17 protein-coding genes are annotated in these 23,990 nt (G+C 61.2%); 4 read left to right on the top strand and 13 right to left on the bottom strand.

Features of this window, described 5'->3' with window-relative positions:
* Nucleotides 1-830: 830 nt before the first annotated feature.
* From A9Q02_RS20915 to A9Q02_RS20905, 4 genes are all read right to left on the bottom strand, one after another.
* Nucleotides 831-1,079, bottom strand: coding sequence for a UPF0175 family protein (locus tag A9Q02_RS20915; protein WP_141509099.1), 249 nt, complete (start codon nucleotides 1,077-1,079; stop codon nucleotides 831-833).
* A 95-nt stretch (nucleotides 1,080-1,174) separates the two neighbouring features.
* Nucleotides 1,175-1,336: a hypothetical protein gene (locus A9Q02_RS24470; RefSeq protein ID WP_172451237.1), complete on the bottom strand. Its 162-nt coding sequence runs from the start codon at nucleotides 1,334-1,336 to the stop codon at nucleotides 1,175-1,177.
* Nucleotides 1,337-1,339: 3 nt separating this feature from the next.
* On the bottom strand, nucleotides 1,340-1,693 hold the full coding sequence (locus tag A9Q02_RS20910; protein WP_097655018.1) for a type II toxin-antitoxin system PemK/MazF family toxin: 354 nt from the start codon (nucleotides 1,691-1,693) through the stop codon (nucleotides 1,340-1,342).
* Nucleotides 1,690-1,926, bottom strand: coding sequence for a DUF2281 domain-containing protein (locus tag A9Q02_RS20905; RefSeq protein ID WP_216361572.1), 237 nt, complete (start codon nucleotides 1,924-1,926; stop codon nucleotides 1,690-1,692). Before A9Q02_RS20905 ends, A9Q02_RS20910 begins: the two co-directional genes overlap by 4 nt.
* A 288-nt stretch (nucleotides 1,927-2,214) precedes the next feature.
* Between A9Q02_RS20905 and A9Q02_RS24465 the strand changes: the two genes are divergently transcribed.
* Both A9Q02_RS24465 and A9Q02_RS20900 read left to right on the top strand, forming a co-directional pair.
* Nucleotides 2,215-2,373, top strand: a complete 159-nt coding sequence (locus A9Q02_RS24465; RefSeq protein ID WP_172451235.1) for a hypothetical protein — start codon at nucleotides 2,215-2,217, stop codon at nucleotides 2,371-2,373.
* A gap of 528 nt (nucleotides 2,374-2,901) precedes the next feature.
* Nucleotides 2,902-5,301, top strand: coding sequence for a transglycosylase SLT domain-containing protein (locus A9Q02_RS20900; protein WP_172451233.1), 2,400 nt, complete (start codon nucleotides 2,902-2,904; stop codon nucleotides 5,299-5,301).
* Here the strand turns inward: A9Q02_RS20900 and A9Q02_RS20895 are convergent.
* Nucleotides 5,279-6,457 carry a hybrid sensor histidine kinase/response regulator gene (locus A9Q02_RS20895; RefSeq protein ID WP_097655016.1) on the bottom strand — a complete coding sequence of 393 codons (1,179 nt, stop codon included), beginning with the start codon at nucleotides 6,455-6,457 and terminating at the stop codon, nucleotides 5,279-5,281. The two genes, A9Q02_RS20900 and A9Q02_RS20895, sit on opposite strands and share 23 nt — an antisense overlap.
* Nucleotides 6,458-6,466: 9 nt before the next feature.
* Nucleotides 6,467-9,229 carry a sensor histidine kinase gene (locus A9Q02_RS20890; RefSeq protein ID WP_097655015.1) on the bottom strand — a complete coding sequence of 921 codons (2,763 nt, stop codon included), beginning with the start codon at nucleotides 9,227-9,229 and terminating at the stop codon, nucleotides 6,467-6,469.
* A 185-nt stretch (nucleotides 9,230-9,414) separates the two neighbouring features.
* Here A9Q02_RS20890 and A9Q02_RS20885 point away from each other — a divergent pair, with 185 nt between their 5' ends.
* Nucleotides 9,415-9,951 carry a DUF7226 domain-containing protein gene (locus tag A9Q02_RS20885; protein ID WP_097655014.1) on the top strand — a complete coding sequence of 179 codons (537 nt, stop codon included), beginning with the start codon at nucleotides 9,415-9,417 and terminating at the stop codon, nucleotides 9,949-9,951.
* 8 nt (nucleotides 9,952-9,959) lie between these two features.
* Nucleotides 9,960-12,464: a U32 family peptidase gene (locus tag A9Q02_RS20880; protein WP_097655013.1), complete on the top strand. Its 2,505-nt coding sequence runs from the start codon at nucleotides 9,960-9,962 to the stop codon at nucleotides 12,462-12,464.
* A gap of 71 nt (nucleotides 12,465-12,535) precedes the next feature.
* Here the strand turns inward: A9Q02_RS20880 and A9Q02_RS20875 are convergent, their stop codons facing one another.
* The 7 genes from A9Q02_RS20875 to alaS form a co-directional block, all read right to left on the bottom strand.
* Nucleotides 12,536-13,918, bottom strand: coding sequence for a S8 family serine peptidase (locus A9Q02_RS20875; protein WP_097655012.1), 1,383 nt, complete (start codon nucleotides 13,916-13,918; stop codon nucleotides 12,536-12,538).
* A 342-nt stretch (nucleotides 13,919-14,260) separates the two neighbouring features.
* A complete protein-coding gene (locus A9Q02_RS20870) occupies nucleotides 14,261-17,026 on the bottom strand; it encodes a CHAT domain-containing protein (RefSeq protein ID WP_097655011.1) in 2,766 nt (921 codons plus the stop codon).
* Between the two features lie 65 nt (nucleotides 17,027-17,091).
* On the bottom strand, nucleotides 17,092-17,676 hold the full coding sequence (locus A9Q02_RS20865) for an anti-sigma factor (protein WP_097655010.1): 585 nt from the start codon (nucleotides 17,674-17,676) through the stop codon (nucleotides 17,092-17,094).
* A gap of 155 nt (nucleotides 17,677-17,831) precedes the next feature.
* Nucleotides 17,832-18,398: an RNA polymerase sigma factor gene (locus A9Q02_RS20860; RefSeq protein WP_097655009.1), complete on the bottom strand. Its 567-nt coding sequence runs from the start codon at nucleotides 18,396-18,398 to the stop codon at nucleotides 17,832-17,834.
* 176 nt (nucleotides 18,399-18,574) lie between these two features.
* Entirely contained in the window at nucleotides 18,575-19,006 is a 432-nt protein-coding gene (gene ruvX / locus A9Q02_RS20855; RefSeq protein ID WP_097655008.1) for a Holliday junction resolvase RuvX, read from the bottom strand.
* Nucleotides 19,007-21,052 carry a hypothetical protein gene (locus A9Q02_RS20850; protein WP_097655007.1) on the bottom strand — a complete coding sequence of 682 codons (2,046 nt, stop codon included), beginning with the start codon at nucleotides 21,050-21,052 and terminating at the stop codon, nucleotides 19,007-19,009.
* Between the two features lie 11 nt (nucleotides 21,053-21,063).
* Complete coding sequence (gene alaS, locus A9Q02_RS20845; RefSeq protein ID WP_097655006.1) at nucleotides 21,064-23,748, bottom strand: alanine--tRNA ligase; 2,685 nt, start codon at nucleotides 23,746-23,748, stop codon at nucleotides 21,064-21,066.
* Nucleotides 23,749-23,990: the final 242 nt, after the last annotated feature.

Here is a 23,990-nt window from a genome sequence, read left to right as displayed (position 1 = left end):
ACGCGAACCGCCTCATGTTGTCACATGTCGTCCGAATCGGCCAAAAGAACACATATTTTCTGTCCGCCCTTAAACCCTGTAGGGGCACCCCTCTCAAAGGGTTTCACCTGTTCTGGGAAGGGCTTCCCAATGCAGTAAAACGCCTCATGGGTGCGTGCCAACATATATACCGCATTGGGACGAGTTAAACCGGGGCTGTGTCTCACGAAAAGCGGTCGTTTGACCCTACTTAGTGAAACCCTTTGAAGGGGCACCCCTTGCGGGTGCCTCGCTTGACGCGTTTCGATGCCAGGATCGCAGATCATCGGAGTTGATTCGCCCGTTTGCGCCGCTGGTTGCATGCACCTGCTGCCAAATAGAGCGTATTTTTGTGTCCGGTTTCGTATGATGCTATCGCCCTGCCGCCCGTTCTAGGGCGATAGCATCTTCTTCCGTCGCTGTGAACGGCTCGGCTTTTGGTTTGCCAAGGCCACCTTGCATGATATAGCCTGCTGGCGTGGACGTCTGGCGGGGGCGGGTGGTGCGCAGGCCTGGCCGAAAGTGCCCAGCTTCGCCAGCATGCGGTTCTGGCGCAGACGCACTGCGGGTCGCGGAGCACGGCGGCCACGGCGCCCGCCTCGGCAGCGTTGATCGGCACGCTGATCTGCGGCGCGTGGGCGTAGGTGCCGGGGGCGATCAGCAGGGCGTGGGCGGTGGGGAAGATCATTGGGTCTCCTCGTCTTCGCTTTCACCAACCGCGTGGAGCGTCTGCGCTCGCAGCGCCGGGCTGATATAGCAACCCGACTCCAGCCAGTTTGATCAAGGGGCTTGTATTGCAGACAACCGGCGCCTTAGCCATACCGGGCCTCGGCTGCAACGTCTATCGATTCATCGAACTCCGAGACCCGATAGGTTCCCAGCAGATCGAGAAACTCGCGCCGTGACAAACCAAGCACCTGGGCCGCCCATCCTGAGGTAATCACGCCCTGATCGTACAACCGAACCAGCAAGGCTTCACGGGCCAGGGCGCGTAAACTCTCTGGGGTCTGATTGGGCAAATCGAGCATATCCTGCGGGAGATCAAGGTGTACGGTGGTCATCTCCGTCATACTCCTCTACGAGGTCGTAACCAGGCGCGATGCGCTCAGTTCATTATACGCCCACAGCGGCTGGCTAGCTGCCAAAAAGGGAGCGATCACAGGGCTACGCTATCTGCGTCATCTGCGTCATCTGCGGATGCTCGCAACACCTTGGCAAGCGCACCCGCCTCGGCAGCCGTGATCGGCACGCTGATCTGCGGCGTGTCGGCATAGGTGCCGGGGGCGATCAGCAGGGCGTGGGCGGTGGGGCGGGGCATGGGTCAACTCTTCGCGTTCATAAGCCACTCCGCCAAGTGTTGTTTGATCCGCTGATGTCGCTCGGGGGCGATGTGCCCTATAGCACCCAGCAGGATCTCCCCCTGTACCACCGCCAGACGCCCTATCCGAATCACACTCGTTGTTTTCAAACCACTTTCGACAAAGTCGGGATCATCTTCGCGAACAAGCTCATCAAATGCAGGGATGCTCTGGTGGATTTGCGAGGAAATCATGCAAATCAACCAGTCATCGTACGCGCCGGGCAACTTGCCCAACAACAGCGCCGGGCGCAGTTTCCCCTCGCCCAAGTCGGTCTGAGGAAACCGAAACAAGACCACCTGTCCGGCTTGCTTCATGGAAACACCATCTTCACGTCAGCCGTGGTGTAGTGTGGCGTGGCTTCATCTTCCATGCCATGCATCGCCAAGGCGAGTGACCCATCTGACCACGCACGTTCTTCCCGAACACTTGCCTTGGCCAGGAGATATTCGACAAAGTCAAGCACTTCTGCCTGAACCGAGGGGGGTAACTTCTGAAGGTGCTGTTGAATTTGCTCGCTCACCGTCATGGCACGCTCTCCCTGCAGCATGCTGCTGCTCTTCGTGCGCTCGTTGCCTTGATTCCCGCTCGACCGTCGCAACCAGCAAGGCTTGACGGGCAAGGGCGCGCAACGCGCGGGGTTCTCGCTTCACAACAGCTATTATAAACCTGCTCGGACGGTCTGTCGAAGCGTCACCTGCTCCGACGGATAGCCACCGCACTACGGATGCTCGCAGCACCTTGGCAAGCGCACCCGCCTCGGCAGCCGTGATCGGCACGCTGATCTGCGGCGCGTGGGCATAGGTGCCGGGGGCGATCAGCAGGGCGTGGGCGGGTGGTGTCTCCACGGCAGGGCGCAGCAGCAATGGCAGGAGCCGGTGTGCAACGGGCGGGCCATGGGCTGCTGCGCCCCTACGTCCGTGGACGGGGCATCGGCCACGGTGCGGGGATGGGTGTCGTCGCGGCCATTATCGGCGATTCCGTGACCAGCCCGTAGGGGCGCAGCAGCCCCTGCGCATCTGTCGGTCACAACGTGGTCACCATCGCTGCTGCGCCCCTGCTGTGGGCATGGGATTCGTCCCATGGCCGCAATCACTGTCGTGGGGGCGGGTGGTGTCTCCACGGTAGGGCGCAGCAGCAATGGCAGGAGCCGGTGTGCAACGGGGCGGGCGTAGGGGCTGCTGCGCCCCTACGTCCGTGGACGGGGCATCGGCCACGGTGCGGGGATGGGTGTCGTCGCGGCCATTATCGGCGATTCCGTGACCAACCCGTAGGGGCGCAGCAGACCCTGCGCATCTGTCGGTCACAACGTGGTCACCATCGCTGGTGCGCCCCTGCTGTGGGCATGGGATTCGTCCCATGGCCGCAATCACCTCCGGTGCACGCCGTAGGATCGCTCAGGCCACGCAGGTCGCCTTTGCTGCCCAGGAGCCGAAGCCGTTGACGGCCACCCCATTGGTGATATCCCCGTGTGCGTGGCTCGGTGTGGTAAGATGCTGGCATGCGGTATCTATGGACACTTTGCTTGCTGCTCCTAATAAGTCTGGCTGGTTGTGAGGTGGTGGACGCGCCGCCCCCTGATCAGACCGCTGTTGCGCGGAGCGTTGATGGCCTCGTTGCCCCCGAGCGAGCGCCCTCGATTCCGGTTCACGAAGGTTTTTCGGTGCCTCCTGCGGATGAGTTGCTGGCGCTTGGTCTGGCGGCACGGGCGCAGGGGGATCACGGCGCAACCGAGTTTAGCCAGTTGTTACAGTATTACCCTGCTGCCGACGAGGTGCCGACGGCGCAGTTTTATCTTGCCGAGAGCTATGCGCAGCGGGGACGCTGGACTTCGGCTGCCGAGTTGTTTGGCGCGTTTCTGGCGACGGCCCCTGCGGAAGATCCTTTGCGTGCGCCAGCCCTTTTCTGGCTGGCACGGGCGCACGAGGCGGCCGGGGCGCACGAGGCGGCAATTGCCGCCTATCAGGCGTATCGTGAACTGGCGACGCCGATCGAACCGTATGCCGCGTTACGCCAGGCGGCTCAGGAGCGGGCGCTTGGCCTGGATGAGGCGGCGATTGCCTCGTGGTTGTACGCGGCGCGCACAACGATTGTCGCTGGTGAACGAGCCGGTGCGTTCGAGAAGGCCATTGCGTTGCTTGTGGCGAATGGGCGCACCACCGAGGCGCTGGCTCTCTATGAAGAGGTGCTGGAGCTCGCGGAGCAACCGGCCTACCGCGCACGCATTTTGAGTGAAGCTGCTGCGCTCGCCGCGAATCAAGGCCAGCCTGAGCTGGCGCGACGCTGGTTGATCGAGGTGATCGAGCGTAGCCCCGCGACTGCGCAGGCCGGGGCGGCGGTTGACCAGTTGCGGGCAGCGGGCGATCCGGCGCTTGATCCAGCGGCTGGCGGAGCGATCTATTTCACCCTTGAGCGCTGGGCCGACGCGGTTGCCCTGTTTGATCAGGCCATCCCGATAGCCCCAGATGCCGCAGTTGCCATTGAGCTTCGGCGGATGCGCGGGCTAGCGCTGCGCGCGCAAGGCGACTTTGCCGGGGCGATCGCCGGACTCGCCGACGCCGCCGCGCTTGCGCCGGATCTCAATGAAGGTCGCCAGGCCCGCCTCGATCTGGTGCAGACGATTGGACAGAGTGGCGAGACCGAGCAAGCCATTGCGGGCTACACCGAGTTTGCGCTGCTCTATCCTGATGACCCGCGTGCGCCGGTTGCGCTCGACCGGGCCGCCCAGTTGCGCGAGCGTCTTGGCGATAGCGAAGGAGCCTTGCAGACCCGTCGCGAACTGGGCCAGCGTTATCCGGCGAGCAACGAAGGCCGCATTGTGTTGCATACCCTTGGGCTCGCACTGTTCCGCGCAGGCCAGTACGACGAGGCCCGTCAGGTCTGGGGGCTTCTTGCCGAGGGCAACGACGGCCTCTTCAAGGCGCGTGGTGCCTTCTGGGCGGGTCGAGCGGCGCGGGCGCTTGGTGACGAAGCGGAGGCCCGGGTGCGCTTTGCGGTAGCGCGTGAGGCCGCCCCTGATACCTATGAGGGCGTGCGGGCGGCAGAAGAACTGGGCGATTTCCCTCAGGGCTCACTGGCGTTGACGGCCCCGATCACCGATGAAGCATGGGCCGAACTCGCCGCCTGGGTTTCTTTACTGACCCCGGCTGACGAGGTCGCTGACGAGCCTGTTGTCCCTCTGCCGACCACGGTGTCCCGCACTGTGGCGTTGGAAGCGGTTGGGTTACAGGTCGAGGCGATGGCCGAATGGCGTCAGGCGATCAACCGTGCGACGACCCCTTTGATGTTGATGAACCTGGGTCGGGCGGCGCACGAAGCAGGCGCACCTTACCCCGCCCTGCTTGCTGCCGAGCAACTCAAGCGGCAGGCTGAGCGTACCTTAAACGAAGCCTCAGGGGAGAACCCGCTTGGGGAACCCCTCGCCCTGCAGCGGCTCCGGTTTCCAACGCCATATGCCACCCTGATTGACCAGGAAGCAACGGCACACGGCATTGATCCGCGCCTCTTTCTGGCCCTAGTGCGTCAAGAGAGCCTCTTCAACCCTGGGGCGACCTCGTGGGTAGGGGCGCGGGGGTTGGGGCAAGTGATGCCAGCGACGGGCCAGGGTATCGCGCAGAACCTGGGGGTCACCGACTTTGTGCTTGACGATCTCTACCAACCGGCGGTGAGCATCAGGTTTGGTACCTTCTACCTCGGGCAGCGCCTGCGCGACATGCAAGGGAGCGTCCATGGCGCCCTCGCCTCGTACAACGGGGGCCTGGGCAACGCGCAACGGTGGGCCGGAGGCACCCAGGTGAACGATCCCGACCTCTTTACCGAAACGATCGACTACCCTGAAACAAAGGGCTACGTGCGGGCCGTCTACGCCTTTTGGGGCGTCTATCAACGGATCTATGCTGCCTCTAGCGCGGAAACACAACCGTAAAGACCGTCCCGATGCGCACCTGACTCCGCACGGTCAACTGGGCCCCGTGGGCCTCGGCGATATGGCGGGCAATGGCAAGGCCGAGACCCGCCCCGGGCTTGACGGTCGTATTGGGTAGCTCAACCCGATAAAACGGCAGAAAAATCTTTTCGAGGTGTTCTTTGCCAATCCCGGGGCCATTATCTTCGCAGCGCAGAATAAAGCGTGACGGCTCATCGTGAAAGAGCAGACGAATGCGCCCGCCCCGAGGCGTATATTTCAGTGCATTATCGAGCAACGCCTGGGTCATCTGGGTGAGAGACTTGGCATCGGCGAGGATGGGGGCTGCCTGACAGGTCACGACATCCATCAACACACCCTCGCCACGCGCCCGTTCTTGAAACGACTCAAAGGTGGGCTTGAGCATCGCAATAGGATCGAGCATTTGGGGGTCCATCGTCCGCCCGCGCAATTCCTGGAAATACAGCAGATTATTAAGTTGCTGGGCCAACGTCTCGCCACTCCGCCGCATCACGACAAGGCCTTCTTGCTGTTCTTTGGTAAGTGGGCCAAGCATACCCTGTTCAAAGAGATCGAGGTAGCCCATCAGCGACGTCATCGGTGTTCGCAGTTCGTGCGAGAGGGTCGAGAGGAACTGGCTCTTGAGGCGATCGAGCTCACCAAGTTCAGCATTCGCGGCACTAAGTTCAAGCACCCGTTGTTCGAGGCGTTCGACGAGTTTCTGGCTATAGGCGCGGAGCAAGTCGGCTTCTTCGGCGGGGACGCTCACCCGTTCGCGGTGACCGGCGATAAACTCTGAGACCACCATCGGCAAGCGACGGGGATCAATCGGCTTGACGAGATAGCCATCGCAGCCAGCGACGAGCGCCCGTTCGCGGGCTCCGGGGCTACCATCGGCGGTGAGGGCGACAATCGGGACATTATGGAGGTGGATCAGACTCCGGAGGCGGGTAGTCGTCTCGTAGCCATCGAGCCCAGGGATACCGAGGTCAACAAGGATGATCACGGGCATCATCTCGCGGGCCAGAGCAAGTCCCGAGGGGCCATCATTCGCCACAACGACATGATAGCCCTGATTGCCCAGAATCCGCTGCACGAGCCGTTGATTATCCAGATTATCTTCGATATATAAAATACCTGGCAATGCGTCGTTCATTGCGTGCCCTTACCTTTCCCCTGACGGTGGCTGATTGAGGGTGTTTATGTGTGATGGGTCGGATTGGATCGGATCGTCCAAGAGACTGAAGGGACCAAGAAACTCTTCCGGGTACAACACCTGGTTGGTCTGATGCGTGACGCCTGATGCAGACACGGTCTCATCAGGTAGCCTGAGTGTATGACGATGCGCCTGGGCAACGGGCAGGGTAAAGCTAAAGGTACTACCAAAACCTGGGACACTCTCCACCCAGATTCGCCCGTGATGGGCCTCGACGAGGCGTCGGGTAATCGTCAACCCGAGGCCAGTGCCATTCAGCCGTGATTGACCACCGTGGATCTGCACAAACTCTTGAAAAATATCATTCAGGCGTTCTTTTGGAATACCGATGCCCGTATCGGTCACCCGTACAGCGACCATTGGTTCAATCTGGGCGTCTTCATTCAGTTCATCGAGGCAATAGGCACTGACGGTCACGGAACCCTTGTGGGAGAACTTTACCGCATTTGAAAGCAGGTTCAACAGGATCTGGCGTACGCGATCGGCATCGGCATCAACAAGGGGGAGATCGGAGGGCAGGGTCACGTTCAGACTCAAGGGCTTGCCCTGAAGAATGCCCTGGACCGTATCAACGACCTCACCAATGATGCTGGCAAGGTCAACATGCGTCCGTTCGAGTTTCAAGTGTCCGGCCTCGATGCGGGCGAGATCGAGCAATTCGGTAATAAGATAGAGGAGAAAGCGCCCATTGCGATTAATGCTGGTCAGATCTTCACGCTGCGAAGGGGTCAACGAACCATCAAGGCCATCGAGCATAATCGTACTAAAGCCAATGATCGCATTGAGCGGGGTGCGCAGTTCGTGGGAAAGGCCCGCGAGGAAATCACTCTTGCGGCGATCGGCCTGATGGGCGAGTTCAAGGGCGACCAGAAGTTCCTCGGTACGCTGGGTCACCTGGCGTTCGAGATCCTGATAGAGTTGCACATTCTCGATGGTCAAGCCAACCATACCGGCGAACATCAACAAACGGCTGGCATCTTCCACCCCGATCGTACGTCGACTCAGGTGACAATCGGCAGACAGCAAACCGAGCGGGCGGCCTTCACGGCCAAAGATAGGGACTTGGACATACGCATGGCTGGCCGAGGCGGCCTGCTTGCGTGGTTCGACCCCGGGATGCGACCAGGGATTATCCACAATGATCGCCTTGCCACTACGGATCACATCGGCCTCAACCGTAGCTCCATCGAGGGCGAGCGGCTGACTATTTGCGACCTCGATGAAATGGCGGGCCTGTTCGCGTCCGCCCGGACCAAACGAAGCCTCAACGACACGCAGGTAATCATCTTCGACCAGATAGATGACGGCGCGATCAAAAGCGAACTGCGTACAGATCGCGTGCGGAATCGCCTTCAGCAGGTGGGGCAGATCAAGAATGCCCTTGAGTTCTTGAGAGACACTATTCAGCCTGGCGAGTTGTTCGGCATTGCTCTCTAGCTCGTGAACCTTCTCTTCGAGCACATCGGCCATATGATTGAACGTCTCGGCCAGTTGCCCAATCTCATCCGTGCCGGCTGGTGGCAACCGCTGCTGCAAATTGCCCTGACTGATGGCCTGGACACCCTGGCGGACGCTGCTGATGCGCCGGGTGAACGAGTGCGAGAGAAAGAGCCCGACCAGGCTGATGACGGCCCCAAGGGAGATCAGCAGAATCACGAGTTGGCGTTGCAGTTCTTCTTGCCGTTCGCCGATCCGTGTGCCGGTACGCACGGCTGGTGCGATGACCTGATCGGCGGGAATAATGAGCGCCACACTCCAGCCTGCGGTTGGGATCGGCGCGTAGGCAATATACGCGGGTTCATTCTTATCTTCAATGCGGGCGATGCCTTGTTCCCGCCCATTTATCGCGGCCACAAGCTCGCGCAGCTCAGGACTCGGTGAATCGAGCAAATTCTCGGTCTGAAACGGCTCATTCCACTGCTCATCGCGCACTTCCATATCGGGGCGTACAATCACCTCGCCACGTTCATTGACCAGCAGCGCATAGCCCTGGTCGCCAATGTCAACCGTAAGCAGATCCTGTTGAATGGTGCGGAGCAACAGATCGAAGGCTACGACGCCGAGAAAGGTGCCTTCGGGTGTCATCAGGGGCATCGCGCAGGTCGTTGCCAGCAGACCTGTATTGGCATCAACATAGGTATCGGTCCAGACTGGCCCATTGCTCGCACGGGCGGCGAGATACCAGGGGCGGGTGCGCGGATCAAAGGGCTGAATGGCGAGCAGCGCATCTACAACGCTCTCATCATCAAAGGCCATGACGCCGCCCTGTTCGAAGGCGATATAGCCAATGCTGACCAGCGGATTAGCGGCAACCGTCGCACGTAGCATCGGAATGATGTGCTGGGCATAGGCCACTTCAGCCGGATAGCGTTGCAATTGATCAGCCGAAGGAGCCGGGGCGACCCAGACACGATCAGAGGTGAGCGTCAATGGTTCGCGTCCGTACGCAGCGAGCGCATAGGTTGCGACGCTCTCGACTTGCTGTTCAATGGCCGCAAGGGCCTGATCATAGAGGCGGGCCTTGTCGCTTGCACGGTCGGCAAGGGTCTGTTCAGCCTGGGTTTGCAGCGCACTGATCCCCTCTTGCATGGCAGTATCGCGTGCGCGTGTCAGCCCGGCCAGTCCGAGCCAGCCAACCAGAGCTAGGGGGGGCAGGGCCAGGCTCAAAAGCAGGGCGAGAATTTTTTGTTGGATGCTGGGATTGAAACGCATAGCTGTGACTTCCCTGGCGACCGGGAGATGGCAGGCTTTCTTTCCTTATCTTAGCAGGTATTGTCGCGTTGAACATGACAAAGTTGTGACACTTCTTATGACTTTTGCCGCTCACCGCTGCTTGTGTTATCATGCACTTGTTTAGCGCTATATGATGCGCTGTGTAAAGAGTGGAGATAGGGGCAATGCTCCTTGATACGGCTGATATTCCACAGGCTGATCAGATCTGGGATGTGGCGCGTGTGCCTGAGGCGATTGATCGTGGTCGGTTGACGACTGAGGCGATTGCTGAGTATATTGGCATGAAGGTGCTGCGCCAGGGCCATTATTATACCCAGGCGGCCCGGATCCTCGGGTTGGTGGCTGAAGGCGAACCAGGCGATGATCCGCAGTTGACGATCCTCGGGCGGAGTTTTGCGCGCAGCAATCGTGCGGAACAGCGTACCTATCTGCGTCGTCTCTTGCTCCAACGCGATCCTATGCGGGCGGTGATTGTTGCGATGCGCATGGCCCCCGCTGGCCTCGAGCGCACCGCGGTGGCTCAGGTGCTCCAGGGGCTTGCCCCGCTTGCCGATAGCACGGCGTATCGCCGCGCCCAGACGGTAGCGGCGTGGCTGACGGCGGTCGATCTGGCTGACTGGCGTGATGGCCGCCTCTTCTATACTGGCCCCGATCTGCCGATGCCCTCCTCGACACCCTCTGCCTCGGGGCTTATATCTTGATAAAGGCGATGATGAAACCAGAAGTGATGAGTCCCGCTGGCTACTGGCCCCAGTTGCAGGCTGCGATTGAGGCAGGGGCTGATGCGGTCTATTTTGGGCTCAAGCATTTTAGTGCCCGTGCCAAAGTCGGTTTTACGCTAGAGGAACTGCCCGAGGTGATGCGTACGTTGCACCAGCGTCGCGTCAAGGGTTATGTGACCTTTAATACGCTGATGTTTGACCACGAGTTGTTGCAGGCGGCGCGGGTGGCCCTGGCGATTGCCGAGGCGGGTGCCGATGCCTTCATTGTGCAGGATGTGGGCATTGCGCGTCTGTTGCAGCAACTGGTGCCCGAGATTGAGGTGCATGGCTCGACCCAGATGAGCATTACGTCGGCTGAGGGGGTTGAGCTTGCCCGTCAGTTTGGGGTGAGTCGCGTGGTGCTGGCGCGTGAGTTGTCGCTCAAGGAGATTGCGGCGATTCGGGCGGCGACGACGCTTGAACTCGAGATGTTTGTGCATGGGGCACTCTGTGTCTCGTATTCGGGGCAGTGTTTCTCTTCAGAGGCGTGGGGTGGGCGGAGCGCGAATCGTGGTCAGTGTGCGCAGGCGTGTCGGTTGCCCTACGATCTGCTGGTTGATGGCGCGCCCCGGCCCCTCGGTGAGGCCCGCTATCTCTTGTCGCCCGGCGATCTCTATGCGTTGCACGAGATGCCTGCCATTGTGCAACTGGGTGTGTCGGCGCTGAAGATCGAGGGGCGCTACAAAGACGCGGCCTATGTGGCGCTGACCACGGCGGCGTATCGCAAGGCGGTTGATGAAGCCTGGGCGGGCCTGCCGCTCTCGATTACACCGTATGAAGACTTGCAGTTGACCCAGGTCTATTCGCGGGGGATGGGACCCTATTTTCTCACCGGTACTGACCATCAGGCGGTGGTGCGTGGACGTGCGCCCCGTCATCGTGGGGTGCTCGTGGCTCGTGTCGTCAAGGTATTGACGGAGAGCATTCTGGCTGAACTTGACCCGGCGGCAGCGGCCTCGCCGCTCAAACCTGGTGATGGCATTGTCTTTGATGCCGCCGCTTGGCGTAGCCCTGAAGAGCCCGAAGAGGGCGGGCGGGTCTATCATGCCTATCCGGCGCTGCATGGTCTGGTGGAATTGGAGTTTGGCTATGATGCGGTTGATCTGCGCCGTATTCGACCGGGCGATCTGATCTGGCGTACTCTTGATCCCGAACTTGAACGGGCGGTACGTCCGCTGACCCAGCCGGCCAGTCCGGTGCGCCGTCAGCCTGTGGTGGTTCACGCGGTGGCGCAGGTTGGCGAACCGCTTGTCCTGACCTGGCAGCATGGCGAGCTTCCCGCGCTGCGGGTGACAGTTCGTTCACCTGAGCCGCTTGCGGCGGCTGAGCGACGCGGCTTGACCGAAGCGTTGTTGCACGAACAACTTGGCCGCCTCGGGACAACGCCCTACTATCTGGCGGCGCTGAACTATGTGGCTGAAGGCAACCCGTTTGTGGCCAATTCGTTGCTCAACCAGTTGCGCCGTGAAGCGACTGATCTGCTGGCCGAACTCCAGGGGCAACCTGCGCCGATCCGTGGTGGCGATCCGGCGGCGGTGCTGGCCCAGATGACACCTTCCCGGCCTGTGGCGCACGCGGCGGTTGCGTCGCCGACGTTGCACCTGCTTGTCCGCACGGCAGAGCAACTCGAAGCCGCGTTGGCCGCCCGTCCGGCGAGCATCACGCTCGACTACCTTGAACTCTACGGCTTGCGTCCGGCGGTTGAGCAAGTCCAGGCGGCGGGCATCGAAGCGCGGGTCGCGAGCCCGCGGGTGCTCAAACCCGACGAACAGCGCATTGTTCACTTCCTCCGCAAACTCGACTGCACGATTCTCGTGCGTTCCACGGGCTTGTTGCACGCCCTGCGTGAGGCGGCGATCCCGCGCCTTGTTGGCGACTTCAGCCTCAACGCCGCCAACATGCTCACGGCGCAGACGATGCTCGAACTCGGGTTGGCGCGACTCACTCCGACTTACGATCTGAATGCCGATCAGATCGCGAAGCTCGCAGCTGAACTTGATCCCGATCTCCTCGAAATTGTTGCCTACCAGCACCTCCCGATCTTTCACACCGAGCACTGCGTCTTCTGCCGCTTCCTCTCGAACGGCACCAGTTATAAAGACTGCGGGCACCCGTGCGAAACGCACCGCATCGCGTTGCGCGACCAGCAAGGACGGGCGCACCCGGTGATGGCCGATGTCGGGTGCCGCAACACCGTCTTCAACGCCGAAGCACAGGAAGCGAGTCGGCATCTCGCCGCGTGGCGGACGGCGGGCCTGCGTCACTTCCGGCTCGAATTTGTGCATGAGCGTGGGGAAGAAGTCGCCCGGGTGACCGACGCTTTCCAGGCAACCCTGGCTGGCACAATGACCCCGGCAGATCTTGGGCGTCACTTGCAACAGATTACGCCGCAGGGCACCACCGAAGGCAGCCTCTTTGTGCCCGACGGATATGCAACGATCCCCTTGATGTGAATGCTCCCGCTGGGGCGGGTTTTTTGACGCAAAGGCGCAAAGGCGCAACGTTGTTTGTGTAGGTGTGCTCATCAGCGCTTCTGGACAAGCGGGAAGTAGACGCGACAGGTGAACTCTGTTGCTGTTGGCGCGCCAAGGGCCCGAGCTGCATCAAGCCGAGCCGGCCCCGCCGAGCAGAGTGGTTGGGCGGTGTTGATCAGTTGATTGACGATGTCTCTAGGGGCGAGGTTGGGTTGCTGGGCACGTACCAGCGCAGCGGTGCCGGCGACAAGCGGAGCAGCCATCGAGGTGCCGCTCCAGGTGGCGTAGTTGTTCCCTGGCACGGTGCTGATGATCTGTTCACCTGGTGCGCTGATGGCGACCCACGGCCCACGGGTTGAGAAGGTCGCCAGATGACCGCTCTGGTTCATCGCGGCCACGGCCAGCAATCCACGCACGCCCTCGGCAGCCGGGTACTGCGGTACACTGTTACCACCGTTGCCCGCAGCCGCAACGACGATTGCCCCGCCAGTGGCGCTGCACCGGTCGTCGTCGTCATCGTCATCGTCATCGTCGTCGTCGTCGTCGTCATCGTCATCGTCGTCGTCGTCGTCATCGTCGTCGTCGTCGTCGTCGTCACACGTCGCAAGCGCAATGATCTCTTCAAGCAAATCGGTGCGGCGGAGTGTCCCCAGGCTCAAGTTAATCACAGTGGCCCCATCATTAGTGGCCGGGTTGCCGTCAGGATCAAGCGCGTAGCGCAAGCCCTCGGCCAGCACCCAGATATTGCCGACACCCTCAGGATCGAGCACGCGTACCGGCAAGATCTTCGCCTCAGGTGCAGCCAGTGCCACCAGACCAGCGACATGCGTCCCATGCCCAAAGCCGAAGTCAACCCCATAGGTTCCCTCTTCCCTCGGATCGTCGTCGGTATCAACAAAGTCAAAGCCCGGCAACAAGCGTCCAGCCAGGGCCGGGTGATCCGGGTCAACCCCAGTATCAAGCACCGCTATCGTCACGCCCGCCCCACGGTTGCGTGCGTGGGCGGCAGTGAACCCAAGTGCCGCCGGAGCCCACTGCGTTGCAAAGGTTCCGGCATCGCCACCAATGACCCAGCCGCTACGCCCGCGGCGCCCCTCGGGGGTTTGCGCCAGATAATTGGGCTCGGCAAACTCGATCCGTGGATCGCTCCGTAGTTGCTCAGCTTTCTCTAGCGGATCACGTCCGTCAATGATCGCCATGCGAAAGATCGGGCGCGTCCCAAAACGACTGATAAAGGCTTCCTGTAAACCATTCTGGCGGGCGACATCGGGCAAAGCAGCCGCGTCAAACAGTTTGAGTACCACTTCACCAGGGAGATACTCACCCGCGAGATCGTCATCATCATCGTCAGCAAACAGCACCATTGGTGCGGGGGCTAGGAACAAGAGCAGCATGATGAACAGGCCACACAACAAACGTGTAGGGTGAAGCATAACGGATACTCCTTAGCAAAGAAAGTTCTTTCTCACAGAGGGCGCAGGTAGCATGAAAATACATGGTGATACCATGAGTTGTAGGGCCGAAGCACCCGCGTGGGGGGCGGGTCTCTTGGGGGTGGGTTTTTCATATGACGTATGTCCCCCGAACCCTGGCCAACGACACCGCCAACCTAAGGCGAAACAAGCCAACGCTATGACGCTCCCTCGGCCCGTGGATAAAAAACCTACCCAAAAGGGGGGGCGTGGGGTTGGCGTGGGGCGGGTGGGGCCGAAGCACCCGCGTGGGGGGGCGCGTGGTGTTCCAGGGGCGCGTGGGGCGGGTGCTTCGTCCGTACGTCACCAGCGCCCCATGAGCACAAAGGGGGCCCAGAAGAAGGGGTGCGCGTGGTGTTCGAGCAACGCTCGTTGCGCTTGCCTGAGGGCCGCCGCTGGCGCAAGACCGAGACGCAAGCCATCGTAGAAACTCGTCATCAACGCTGCTGTCGTTGCATCATCTACTGTCCAGAGACTGACTACCATCGCTGGTGCGCCAGCGGCAAAGAAGCCTCGTGCCAGGCCGATGAGTTCGTCTCCGGGTGCGACGGCACTGACCCCGGTCTCACAGGCACTTAGCACAACTAGTTTGCAGTGCAGCGCGAGTTCGTAGGCATCGCGCACCGTCAACCAGCCGTCAGCCAGGCGGAGGGCGGAAAAGAGTGGGCTGTCGGGGCGGAATTGTCCGTGGCAGGCCAGGTGCAGGATGGCTGCCTCGGGAGCATGACGCCGTAGTGCGCTCAGGGTCGCGTCTTGATCGAGCAGCGTGATCTGATCAGGCCATTGGGGGGCTACCGCCAGGATTTCGTCGCGAACACTGGGGACTAGAGCATCAGGCACGCCTATAAAGAGGGCGCGCTCGTGATTGGGGACGGGACGGCGCAAGCAATGCTGGAGGACTGCCACACTCGGTACCGCGACAACTTCGCGCTGTTCCAGGACATACTGCGTGCCATCGTAGAGCGCATGAAAGGGTACGTAGTGGAGCGTGCGGTGCGGCACCACGACGAGGCGGCGCGCACCGATCACTTGCTCTAGCGGGCGCAGGAGCAGATCGTAGAGTTGGCCGAGATAGTGTTGGGCACGGTGCAATAACTGCGCATAGTGGTTCGGGTTGCGCCCGGCTACCCGACGCAGTGCATCCGTCTGGAAGCGTAATCGGTTGACCAGGGCCGCCACCTCCGCTTCAGAAGCAAGCGCACGCACAACGCTGATGCCCTGGTCGGTGACAACGAAGGCAAACAGTTCATCGTCGAAGCTGTAGAAGGCCACCAGCACCGTCGTTGTGCCAAGCTCAGCCTGAAGTGCGTTCAGATCGAGCCTCGGGCCAGCAAAGATCGCACCGTGACCGCGCTGCTGAATCTGCCGTGTCACCTCAAGGATTGCCTGTTCACGCTCTTGGGCGGCCACCTGGAACGTCTGCACCGTATCCAGATCCGCAGGCCCGCTCTCCATTGCCCGACTGAGGCGCTGATAGCACCAGTTCAACTCTTGACGCAGCGTGGTGAGACGCGCCAATTGTTCAGCTTCAAAGGCATCGTAGGGAGCATGGCGGTGCTCAAGCGGGCTCCCCAGCAGTTCGATCAGGGCGCGTGAGCGGGCCTGTTCAACATAGGTAAAGGCCTCGGCCACACGATCGCTGGTGAGGCATAGGCGCGCCAGTTCGGCGAAGGGCGAGAGTTTGTCGGCAAGAAAAGCGGTGCGAAACTCCTCAGCGGGCAGTGGCGTCCGCAACTGCTCAATCATCTGGACTGCCTGGGTCAGCAGGTGTTCTGCTGCGGCAAGATCGCCCCGTGTCGCCGCAATGCGCCCCAGGGTCGTTGCGCAGCGCAGCGCAACCTGCGGCACACGACGCGCTTCAGCGAGCTCCATAGCCTCGCGGAGCAAGCCCTCAGCCGCTTGATCATCCCCGGCGGCATGCAGCGCCTCGGCGTGCGACCAGGCAGCCACCAGCGCTCGCCCCTGATTATCGGCGGCACGAAAACGAGCCTCGGCAGCCGCAGCGCATAAGGCCGCCGCAGCAAATTGCTGCTCGCGGTAGTGCAACTGCGCCTCAAACAGCGCGACCAGGGCTGCACTCACCGTATTCCCTTCCGTCGTGAAGAGTTGTTCGGCAGCGTCAAAATGCGCTCGCGCCGTTGCGTGATCCCCCAGCAACAGTGCGCTCTGCCCAGCGTGCGCCAGGGTCCAGGCGTGTTCAGAGTGCATCCCCAGTTCGGCAAAGACCGGGATTACACGTGCAAAGATCGCCGCGGCTTCGGGGGCGAGGTTCAATTCGAGATACGCTTCGGCCAGTTCAAGGTCAGCGTACGCCGACTCGTGCGGCAGCCCGAGCGCGGCATAGCGACGCCGTGAGCGCTCGAGATACGCGAGGGCCTCACCGTAGCGCCCTTGCGCCAGCGCCAGATTGCCCAGGTTGCACTCGGCCTCTGCCTGCACCACCGTCAGTCCGGCCGCCTCGCCACGGGCAAGTGCCTGTGCATAGAGGGTACGCGCCGCGTCGAGGTGGCTCCGTCGGGCCAGCACATCAGCCAGGCCACTCTCGCAGCGCGCCAGCAGTGCTGGGTCATCAACATGGCTGAGCCGGGCATAAGCACTGCGGTAGTAGGCTTCAGCCTCGGGATACTGATCGCGGCGGAACGCGATATGGCCCAGGTTGAGCTCGATGCGGCCCGCCGCGACCAGATCGCCGTGCGCGATCAAGACCGTCCGAGCGTCCTCGCCACACGTCAGGGCCTCAGCGTAGCGCCCGAGCATCGCGAGTGCCATCAACTTGCCGACCTGGGTATTAGCAGCAAGGTGGAGGTGCCCGCGTTGCCGAAACTGCTCCGCTGCAGCATCGAGGGCCGTGATCGCCTGTTCCATTCGCCCTTCAGCTAGCGCAGCGATGCCGGCAGCCCACGCAGCCAACGCGGCAATATCGGGGTCAGCCGTTTGTGCTGCCAGGGTGTCCAGGGCGGCCGCCGCATTCAGCGTTCGCACCCGGTCGGTATTCCAGGCAGCATAACAGGCATCCTGCAACGCATAGGCCAGTTCCAGGCTATCCTGGGCGGCATGTTCCCTCAGCAACGCGGCGTGTGCTTCAGCCGGGGCGTTGATCAGAAGCTCAACAAACGTCTGGCGTGCAGGCTGGCTTATGATGTAAGCTCCAGCGGGCTAACCACGATTTCATGTCCATCAACCTGAATGCGCAGGGTGTAGACGCCATTCCCAACGGGTGGCAGACTGAATTCGCCCAGTTCGTTGATCGTCGCTGTGACCGCATCCACGCCACCCTCCAACTGCACCACACCGTTTAGCTCAGGGCCAAGCAACTGACCCTGGATTTGCCAGCGCCCGTTCTGCCGCGTCACTTGAAGATCCAGATCCCACGCATCAGCATGATAGACCAGACTACGTACTGTTTGACCCGTGCGCAGGCCAGCCGCCAGCGGCAACTGTTGACTATCGCCCCGCAAAACGGCAAGAATACGCTGCACGATACCCTCTTGCGCCGCTGGCGTCGGTGGCCGCATCAGGCGTAGCGCACGGGCAAACACATACGCGGGAGCATCCACACTGCGATCAGATCGCATCAGGCCGATCAGTTCCTCTAGTGACGCCAGTTCGCGTTGAGCGTCCGGGTCAGCCGCCACGATTTGGCGGAGCGTGATGGCCTGATCGTCCGCCAGGCGGCCTTCGGCCAGGTCAACCAATTGTTCGTACGTAATCTTTCCCATTGGCCTCTACCTTCCCCTGCTCCGCTCTATCATCTATCATCTATTATCCCATAGCCAGAGGCAAAATGACCAGGAGGCTTCCCAGCATCATGCATACACCCTTACAGAGTGTTTCCCTCAGCCTAAAATACCAGCAAGCAAAGCATTCTTTGCATTCAATGGTCAAGCTGCGCAAGTTGCGCGCGCAGCTTCTGCAGACAACGTGCCCGCGTCGGGCCAATGCTCCCCTCGGTCGTTCCGAGCGTGGCGGCAAGCTCGGCGTACGGTGGCGGATCGGGGCGCAAGAAGAGCATGTCAAGCAGCGTGCGGCAGCGTGGATCAAGCCGCCCGAGCGCCTGCCGTACCATATGCTGACGTTCCATCTGCTCAAAAAGTTCATCGGGCAACAGACCTGGGTCAACGAGTTCGGTCGCCCCTGGATCTTCCGGGTCATCGTGTGGGAGGGCGTCAGTCCGCTGCTCGCGTCGGCTATAGTTCCAGCACTCGCGGCGTGTGGTCGTCACGAGCCAGGCCCGCAAGCGCTCAGGCTGGGTGAGCGTGTCAAGCTTTTCAAACAGGATGACAAAGGTACGCTGAAAGATTTCGGCGGCCGCATCCTCACCCAACCCCGCGCGCAGAGGAATCGCATAGATCAGGCGCTGGTAGCGCCGGATCAGTTGCTCCCACGCACCCTGATCGCCGGCACGACAGGCCACGATCAAGGTCGTATCATCTGGTTCCATAGGCCAACACTCCAGCTTACAAGCATCTGCCTGTGACTCCCAAGGAAACGCTTAGCTCCAATACTTTTCAAATAAGCTCACGCGAAGACGCGAAGACGCGAAGGGTTACGCTCACCGACGCAAAAACCTTTGCGCCTTTGCGTCAAAAGAGCCGCCTTATTTGCAAGGTATTGCGCCTAGCTCGTCCGCTGTTGATCGAGGTAATCTTGCAAGATAATCGAGGCAGCAACCTGATCGATCTGGAGCTTGCGTTTATCGGGTTTGACGCCCAGTTCGCGGAGCATCTGGTCAGCGGCGGCGGTGGTGAGCCGTTCATCAACGAGCCGGATCGGGAGGCCCAGGCTTGTTGCGAGCAGGGCGGCAAATTTCTGCACGAGCTCGGCCTGTGGCCCGACTTCACCCCGCAGGGTAAGGGGCAACCCGACCACCAGTTCGATCACGCCATACTCACGCACGAGTTGCCCAATGCGGTCGATGGCCTGTGGCTGCGGCTGCGCCGCAATCGTCGTCAGCGGCGAGGCGAGCATCCGCGAGGCATCGCTAAGCGCAATGCCAATGCGTCGCTCGCCCACATCCAACCCGATAATCCGTTCTTCGGCAAGGTACATTTACGACTCGATCTGGATCTGCCAATCCCAGCGTGGCAATCGTTCAACATCGGGCAAAGTATAGCCGCCAATAACCCCACGCGCAACGAGTTGATCGAGGGCAAGGGCGGCGTCCTGACGCAACTTGCCACGGATCGCATTGCGGATCTGATCGAGCGACACCTCATCAAGTTCGCCACTACATCCAGGGCTGGTCGTATCAGGGCCAAGCTCGCCGTCGACGAGCAAACTCTCGCCATCCCAGCGCCACGCCGTCACCACAGGCGCACGGCAATCACCCGGCGTCAACCGTCCAGCCTGGCGCAACTGTTCGGTCAAGGCTACCGCGAGTTGTGACTCGAGGGGGCGGTCATTTGCGGTTGCCAGGGCGCTATACTGAGCCTGCGTATTCAAGACAAACGTCGGATTGACGGGATCAACCACCTGGCCCACTGCTGGCTGCACCAGGTACTCAAAGCCCTGCAACTGTTCAAGGTCACTCCGTCGGGGCAAGATCGTCGAAGGCTCAAGCACGAGATTTCGCGCCCGAGCGAGCGCCTCCAATTGTCGTCGGGCCTCGGCATCAAGCCCTTCAAGGGCTGGCCCAAGATTTGCCTGCACATCGGTATCACGAACGATGCGCACCTCTTCCTCGGTGCCACCGGTGAGCGGCGGATGATCAACGAGAATGCCGCCTGAACCGACGGTAAAACTGACACCCCCAGGTGGCGTAATGCGCCGAACCCGGTTCCCATCAACATTCGAGCCGCTGCCCGGCGAACGGGCGAGCACGGTAACAAAAGCCTGACCCCGATTGGTCACAATCTGCGCCCCGGTATCGCTTGTCGTAGCCCCCGGTACCAGCACCTCGACCGTACTGAGGAACGGCACCTCTTGCCCATCGCCTCTGACGGCGACAAACTCGGTACCCGCTGGCAAAAGGATCGCCTGGCTGTTGGAATTGAAGATGGTCAACATCCCGCCCGCCGTGCCCGACGGCGTCATGGTGCCTTCTGAGACCTGATTGCTCACATTGAAGGCCACATCTGTCCGCAAAGCCTCGGCCTCAATCGCCGTAGCCGCCCCACTGCCCGGCAAGACCAACGGTACTGGCAACCCAACAAGCGGTTCGGTTGTTTCCGCCACAAGCGGCGGTGAAACCGCCACGGTCACACGGCTCCCAAGCAACAAGACACTAGCGATCAGCAGCAGCAACGCCAGCAGCAGCGTTGTCAGCGCAATGACCGGCCAGGAAAGCGCCCTGCGTGAGGGCGGGGCGGCAATCGGTGCTGGTGGCACGGCCTCGGAGGCAGCGTGCGGTGCAGTTTCAGCACGTGCTGCATAGGTTGCCCTGGAACGTGTTGGTGGGCCAAGGCGAGTTGGTGGAGGCGGGGGAGGGGGTGTAGAGCGGGGTGGTGCGGGTGTAGGTTCAACGCGAGGCGGCGGAAGATCGCGCACCGGCTCAACAGCGGGAAGCTCATTCACAACGCTTTGCGGCAGAGGAATACCGGTTAGCGCTGCCTTGAGACTCGCGGTTGCGGCGGCGACTTCATCAGCCTCATCAACCGTACCGAGCGTACCGCCTGGTGCGGGCGGCAGCAGATCAAGGTCATCGAGGGCCGCCAGAAAATCGGCATCCTCATCCCGTACCTGGTTCGATGGCACTTCATCGGTGATCCGGTGCGGTGCAGCAGGCTCTGGTGGAGGGGGAGCAAGGCCCGCCCCCTGCTCAGGGCTTGGTGCCAGAGCGGGTGGCGCTTGATCGGCACCCGACGATGGAGGGGCCACCACACTGGCCCCTTGCACTGCAATCGTTTCAAACCCGGCGGCACGCGCTGCCGCGAGCAGCGCCGTATCAGAGCTAATCACCATCAGACTAAGGCCATCATCAGCCGCCAGGCGTGCGAGGTGGGCCAGTTCAGGGTCAGCATGCAGGGCGGTGCCACCTTCGGGCACAAGCAACTGCAACCGAGGTGCGCCTGTTTGCCGAATGCGCGCATAGAGCAGCGCCACTGGTTCATCAGGCAACACCAGGATCAGCGGGGTTTCACGCATATCAAGCAACATAACCCAACCCCTTACCCCTTACGCTGGGCTGCGACCAGCGAGGGCACCTGGTGAAGTGCGTCAGACAGGCGTTCAGGATCTTTGCCACCTGCCTGGGCCATTTCGGGACGTCCACCGCCACCACCACCAACCACCGTAGCGAGTTCCTTGACGAGCTTGCCCGCGTGGTACCCCTGTGCCACAAGATCAGGCGTTACCATCGCAAGAAACAACGGCTTCTCATCAATTATGGTTCCAAGCACAATAATCGCCGAACCGATCTTGCTCCGCAGCCAATCACCCATCGTGCGGAGTTGCGGAATATCCTCGGCCTCGACATGGGCCACCAGGGTAGGCACACCCTCATCGTGGCGCACCTGCACCAGCAAGCCTTCGAGGGAAGAACTGGTCAGTTTTGCCCGCAGCACATTAAGCACCTGCTGTTGGCGGCGATGCTCGGTCAACAGTTGATCGAGGCGCTCGGGCAAGGCCGTCGGAGCGACGCCGAGGCGCGCAGCAAGATCGCGGAGCAACTGGGCCTGCTGTTCGACCCACTCTTCGGCGGCACGGCCAGTGACGGCCTCGATCCGGCGCAAACCACTGCCAATGCTGCTTTCGCCAATCAACCGCACATACCCAAGCTCGCCAGTACTGCGCACATGGGTACCACCGCACAACTCACGGCTATCGGTCGAGGCAATCTGATCGATCAAGCCATCACCGCGCTCGATCGTCACCATGCGCACCGTCTCGCCATATTTCTCACCAAAGAGGGCAATCGCCCCCTGGTCAAGTGCGGCCTGATAGGTCGTCTCTTCCCAGCCAACCCAGCCATCGGCGCGAACCCAGGCATTGATGCGCGCCTCGATGTCGCGCAGTTGGGTCGGCTCGACGGCACGATTATGGGTAAAATCGAAACGCAGGCGTTCAGGGGCAACCAGCGAACCGGACTGGGCGGCATGCTCTCCCACCACATCACGCAACGCACGGTGCAGCAAATGGGTAGCCGTATGGTTCCGCTGAATATCAGCCCGGCGCGAGGCATCAACGGCCGCCACGGACGTCTGCCCGAGCTCAAGATGGCCGGCCGTGACCTTGCCATAATGGACAATCAGCCCGGGGGTTGGGCGCTGGGTATCTTCGATCTGCACGATCCCAGTGGGCGTGGTCAGCGTCCCGGTATCGGCAACCTGGCCGCCGCTCTCGGCATAAAAAGGCGTCTGATCGAGCACCAGTTGCACCGGGTTGCCCAGGCTAACCCGTGCAACGGCATCACCATTGCTAATCAAGGCAAGGATCTGCGCCTCGGCGGCGAGTTGCTCGTAGCCGACAAAGCGGGTCGCGGGCAACGCCCGATCCGCCCAGAGCTCGGCATCGCCGCCGCGGGCAAACTTCGCCGCCGCACGCGAGCGCTCGCGTTGCTCTTTCATTGCCGCCGCATAGCCCGCCTCATCAACCGGGAGGCCCGCTTCAATAGCGATCTTCTCGGTCAAATCAAGTGGAAACCCATACGTATCTTTGAGCAAAAACGCATCAGTTCCTGGCACTGCCGAGCCACCTGAAGTGCGCACCTGGGCAATCACCGTCTCGAGGCGTGACAGGCCACTTGCCAGCGTCCGCAAGAACTGGCGTTCTTCGGCATCAGCCGACTCGAGAATAAACTGGCGGCGCGTCTGGAGGTCGGGGTAAGCCTTGCCCATCTGAGCAATGACCACCTCAATCACCTCGGCGAGGAAGGGGCGCTCGAAGCCAATGCTGCGACCCTGATAAGCCGCCCGGCGCAAAATCCGGCGCAGCACATACGAACGGCCCGCATTGCCGGGCAGCACCCCATCGGCAATCAAGAACGCCACCGCGCGGGCATGGTCAGCGATCGCCCGGTACGGTGCAAAATGGGCCTGATAGTGAGCCTCATCGCTACCGAGCGAAGCCATAATCTGCGCAATGATCGGCAGAAACACATCAGTCTCATAATTGGAATGCACGCCCTGGAGCACCATCGCCATGCGCTCGAGGCCCATCCCGGTATCAACCGAAGGGCGGGGCAGGGGCTGCATCGTCGCCCGGTCGTACTGCATAAAGACATTATTCCAGATTTCGACATAATCGGGATCGTCCGAATTGACGCCCTCGGCGCGCATCTTGCTCAGATCATCACCGATATACATCGTAATCTCGGAACATGGGCCACAGGGACCGGTATCGCCCATCACCCAGAAATTATCACTGCGCCCAAAGCGCAGCACCCGGCTCGGATCGGCCCCCTGGGCAATCCAGAGCCGCGCCGCCTCTTCATCGGGGGGCACCTGGTCATCGCCCTCAAAGACCGTAAACCAGAGCCGCTCGACGGGCAGGGCAAACTCCTCGGTCAGCAACTTCCAGGCCATGGCAATCGCCTCGGCCTTAAAATAATCGCCAAACGAAAAATTGCCCAGCATCTCAAAAAAGGTCTGATGGCGAGGTGACGGCCCGACCTCTTCGAGGTCATTATGTTTCCCCGAAACGCGCAGACACTTCTGCGCTGTCACCGCTCGGCGATAGGGGCGCTGTTCAAGACCAAGAAAAAGATCCTTGAACTGCACCATGCCCGAATTCGCAAAGAGCAGCGTCGGATCATCGGCAACAACCAGCGACGAACTGGGCACAATGGTATGGTCGTGACGGGCAAAAAAACTCAGATAGCGTTCGCGGATCTGAGCAGAGGTAAGCTTCTGCATAACAGCCAGTAACAATCAGGTGAAAGAACCAGAATACATACACGAAGATCAGAAGCTATTGTAGCCGATTGATACGTACGGCGTCAACTCTATTGCTTCACCGTCCTGTACACAGGGCGATTGCATCATACGAAACCGGATACAACGGGGCACTCGCAAGGGGTGCCCGTACCGGGGTGGGGCACCCGCAAGGGGTGCCCGTACCGGGGTGGGGCACCCGCAAGGGGTGCCCGTACCGGGGT

It is taken from the genome of Candidatus Chloroploca asiatica (genome assembly GCF_002532075.1).
GTDB classification, from domain to species: domain Bacteria; phylum Chloroflexota; class Chloroflexia; order Chloroflexales; family Chloroflexaceae; genus Chloroploca; species Chloroploca asiatica.
This window is presented reverse-complemented; position numbering and strand designations above follow the sequence as displayed.

Excerpts from the sequence above, each read along its gene's own strand:
- A9Q02_RS20905 (WP_216361572.1), bottom strand. The coding sequence starts at position 1,926 with ATGCTGCAGGGAGAGCGTGCCATGACGGTGAGCGAGCAAATTCAACAG.
- A9Q02_RS20890 (WP_097655015.1), bottom strand. The coding sequence starts at position 9,229 with ATGCGTTTCAATCCCAGCATCCAACAAAAAATTCTCGCCCTGCTTTTG.
- A9Q02_RS20895 (WP_097655016.1), bottom strand. The coding sequence starts at position 6,457 with ATGAACGACGCATTGCCAGGTATTTTATATATCGAAGATAATCTGGAT.
- alaS (WP_097655006.1), bottom strand. The coding sequence starts at position 23,748 with ATGCAGAAGCTTACCTCTGCTCAGATCCGCGAACGCTATCTGAGTTTT.
- A9Q02_RS20880 (WP_097655013.1), top strand. The coding sequence starts at position 9,960 with ATGATGAAACCAGAAGTGATGAGTCCCGCTGGCTACTGGCCCCAGTTG.
- A9Q02_RS20860 (WP_097655009.1), bottom strand. The coding sequence starts at position 18,398 with ATGGAACCAGATGATACGACCTTGATCGTGGCCTGTCGTGCCGGCGAT.
- A9Q02_RS20910 (WP_097655018.1), bottom strand. The coding sequence starts at position 1,693 with ATGAAGCAAGCCGGACAGGTGGTCTTGTTTCGGTTTCCTCAGACCGAC.
- A9Q02_RS20865 (WP_097655010.1), bottom strand. The coding sequence starts at position 17,676 with ATGGGAAAGATTACGTACGAACAATTGGTTGACCTGGCCGAAGGCCGC.
- A9Q02_RS20875 (WP_097655012.1), bottom strand. The coding sequence starts at position 13,918 with ATGCTTCACCCTACACGTTTGTTGTGTGGCCTGTTCATCATGCTGCTC.
- A9Q02_RS20850 (WP_097655007.1), bottom strand. The coding sequence starts at position 21,052 with ATGTTGCTTGATATGCGTGAAACCCCGCTGATCCTGGTGTTGCCTGAT.
- A9Q02_RS20885 (WP_097655014.1), top strand. The coding sequence starts at position 9,415 with ATGCTCCTTGATACGGCTGATATTCCACAGGCTGATCAGATCTGGGAT.
- A9Q02_RS20915 (WP_141509099.1), bottom strand. The coding sequence starts at position 1,079 with ATGACCACCGTACACCTTGATCTCCCGCAGGATATGCTCGATTTGCCC.
- A9Q02_RS24470 (WP_172451237.1), bottom strand. The coding sequence starts at position 1,336 with ATGCCCCGCCCCACCGCCCACGCCCTGCTGATCGCCCCCGGCACCTAT.
- ruvX (WP_097655008.1), bottom strand. The coding sequence starts at position 19,006 with ATGTACCTTGCCGAAGAACGGATTATCGGGTTGGATGTGGGCGAGCGA.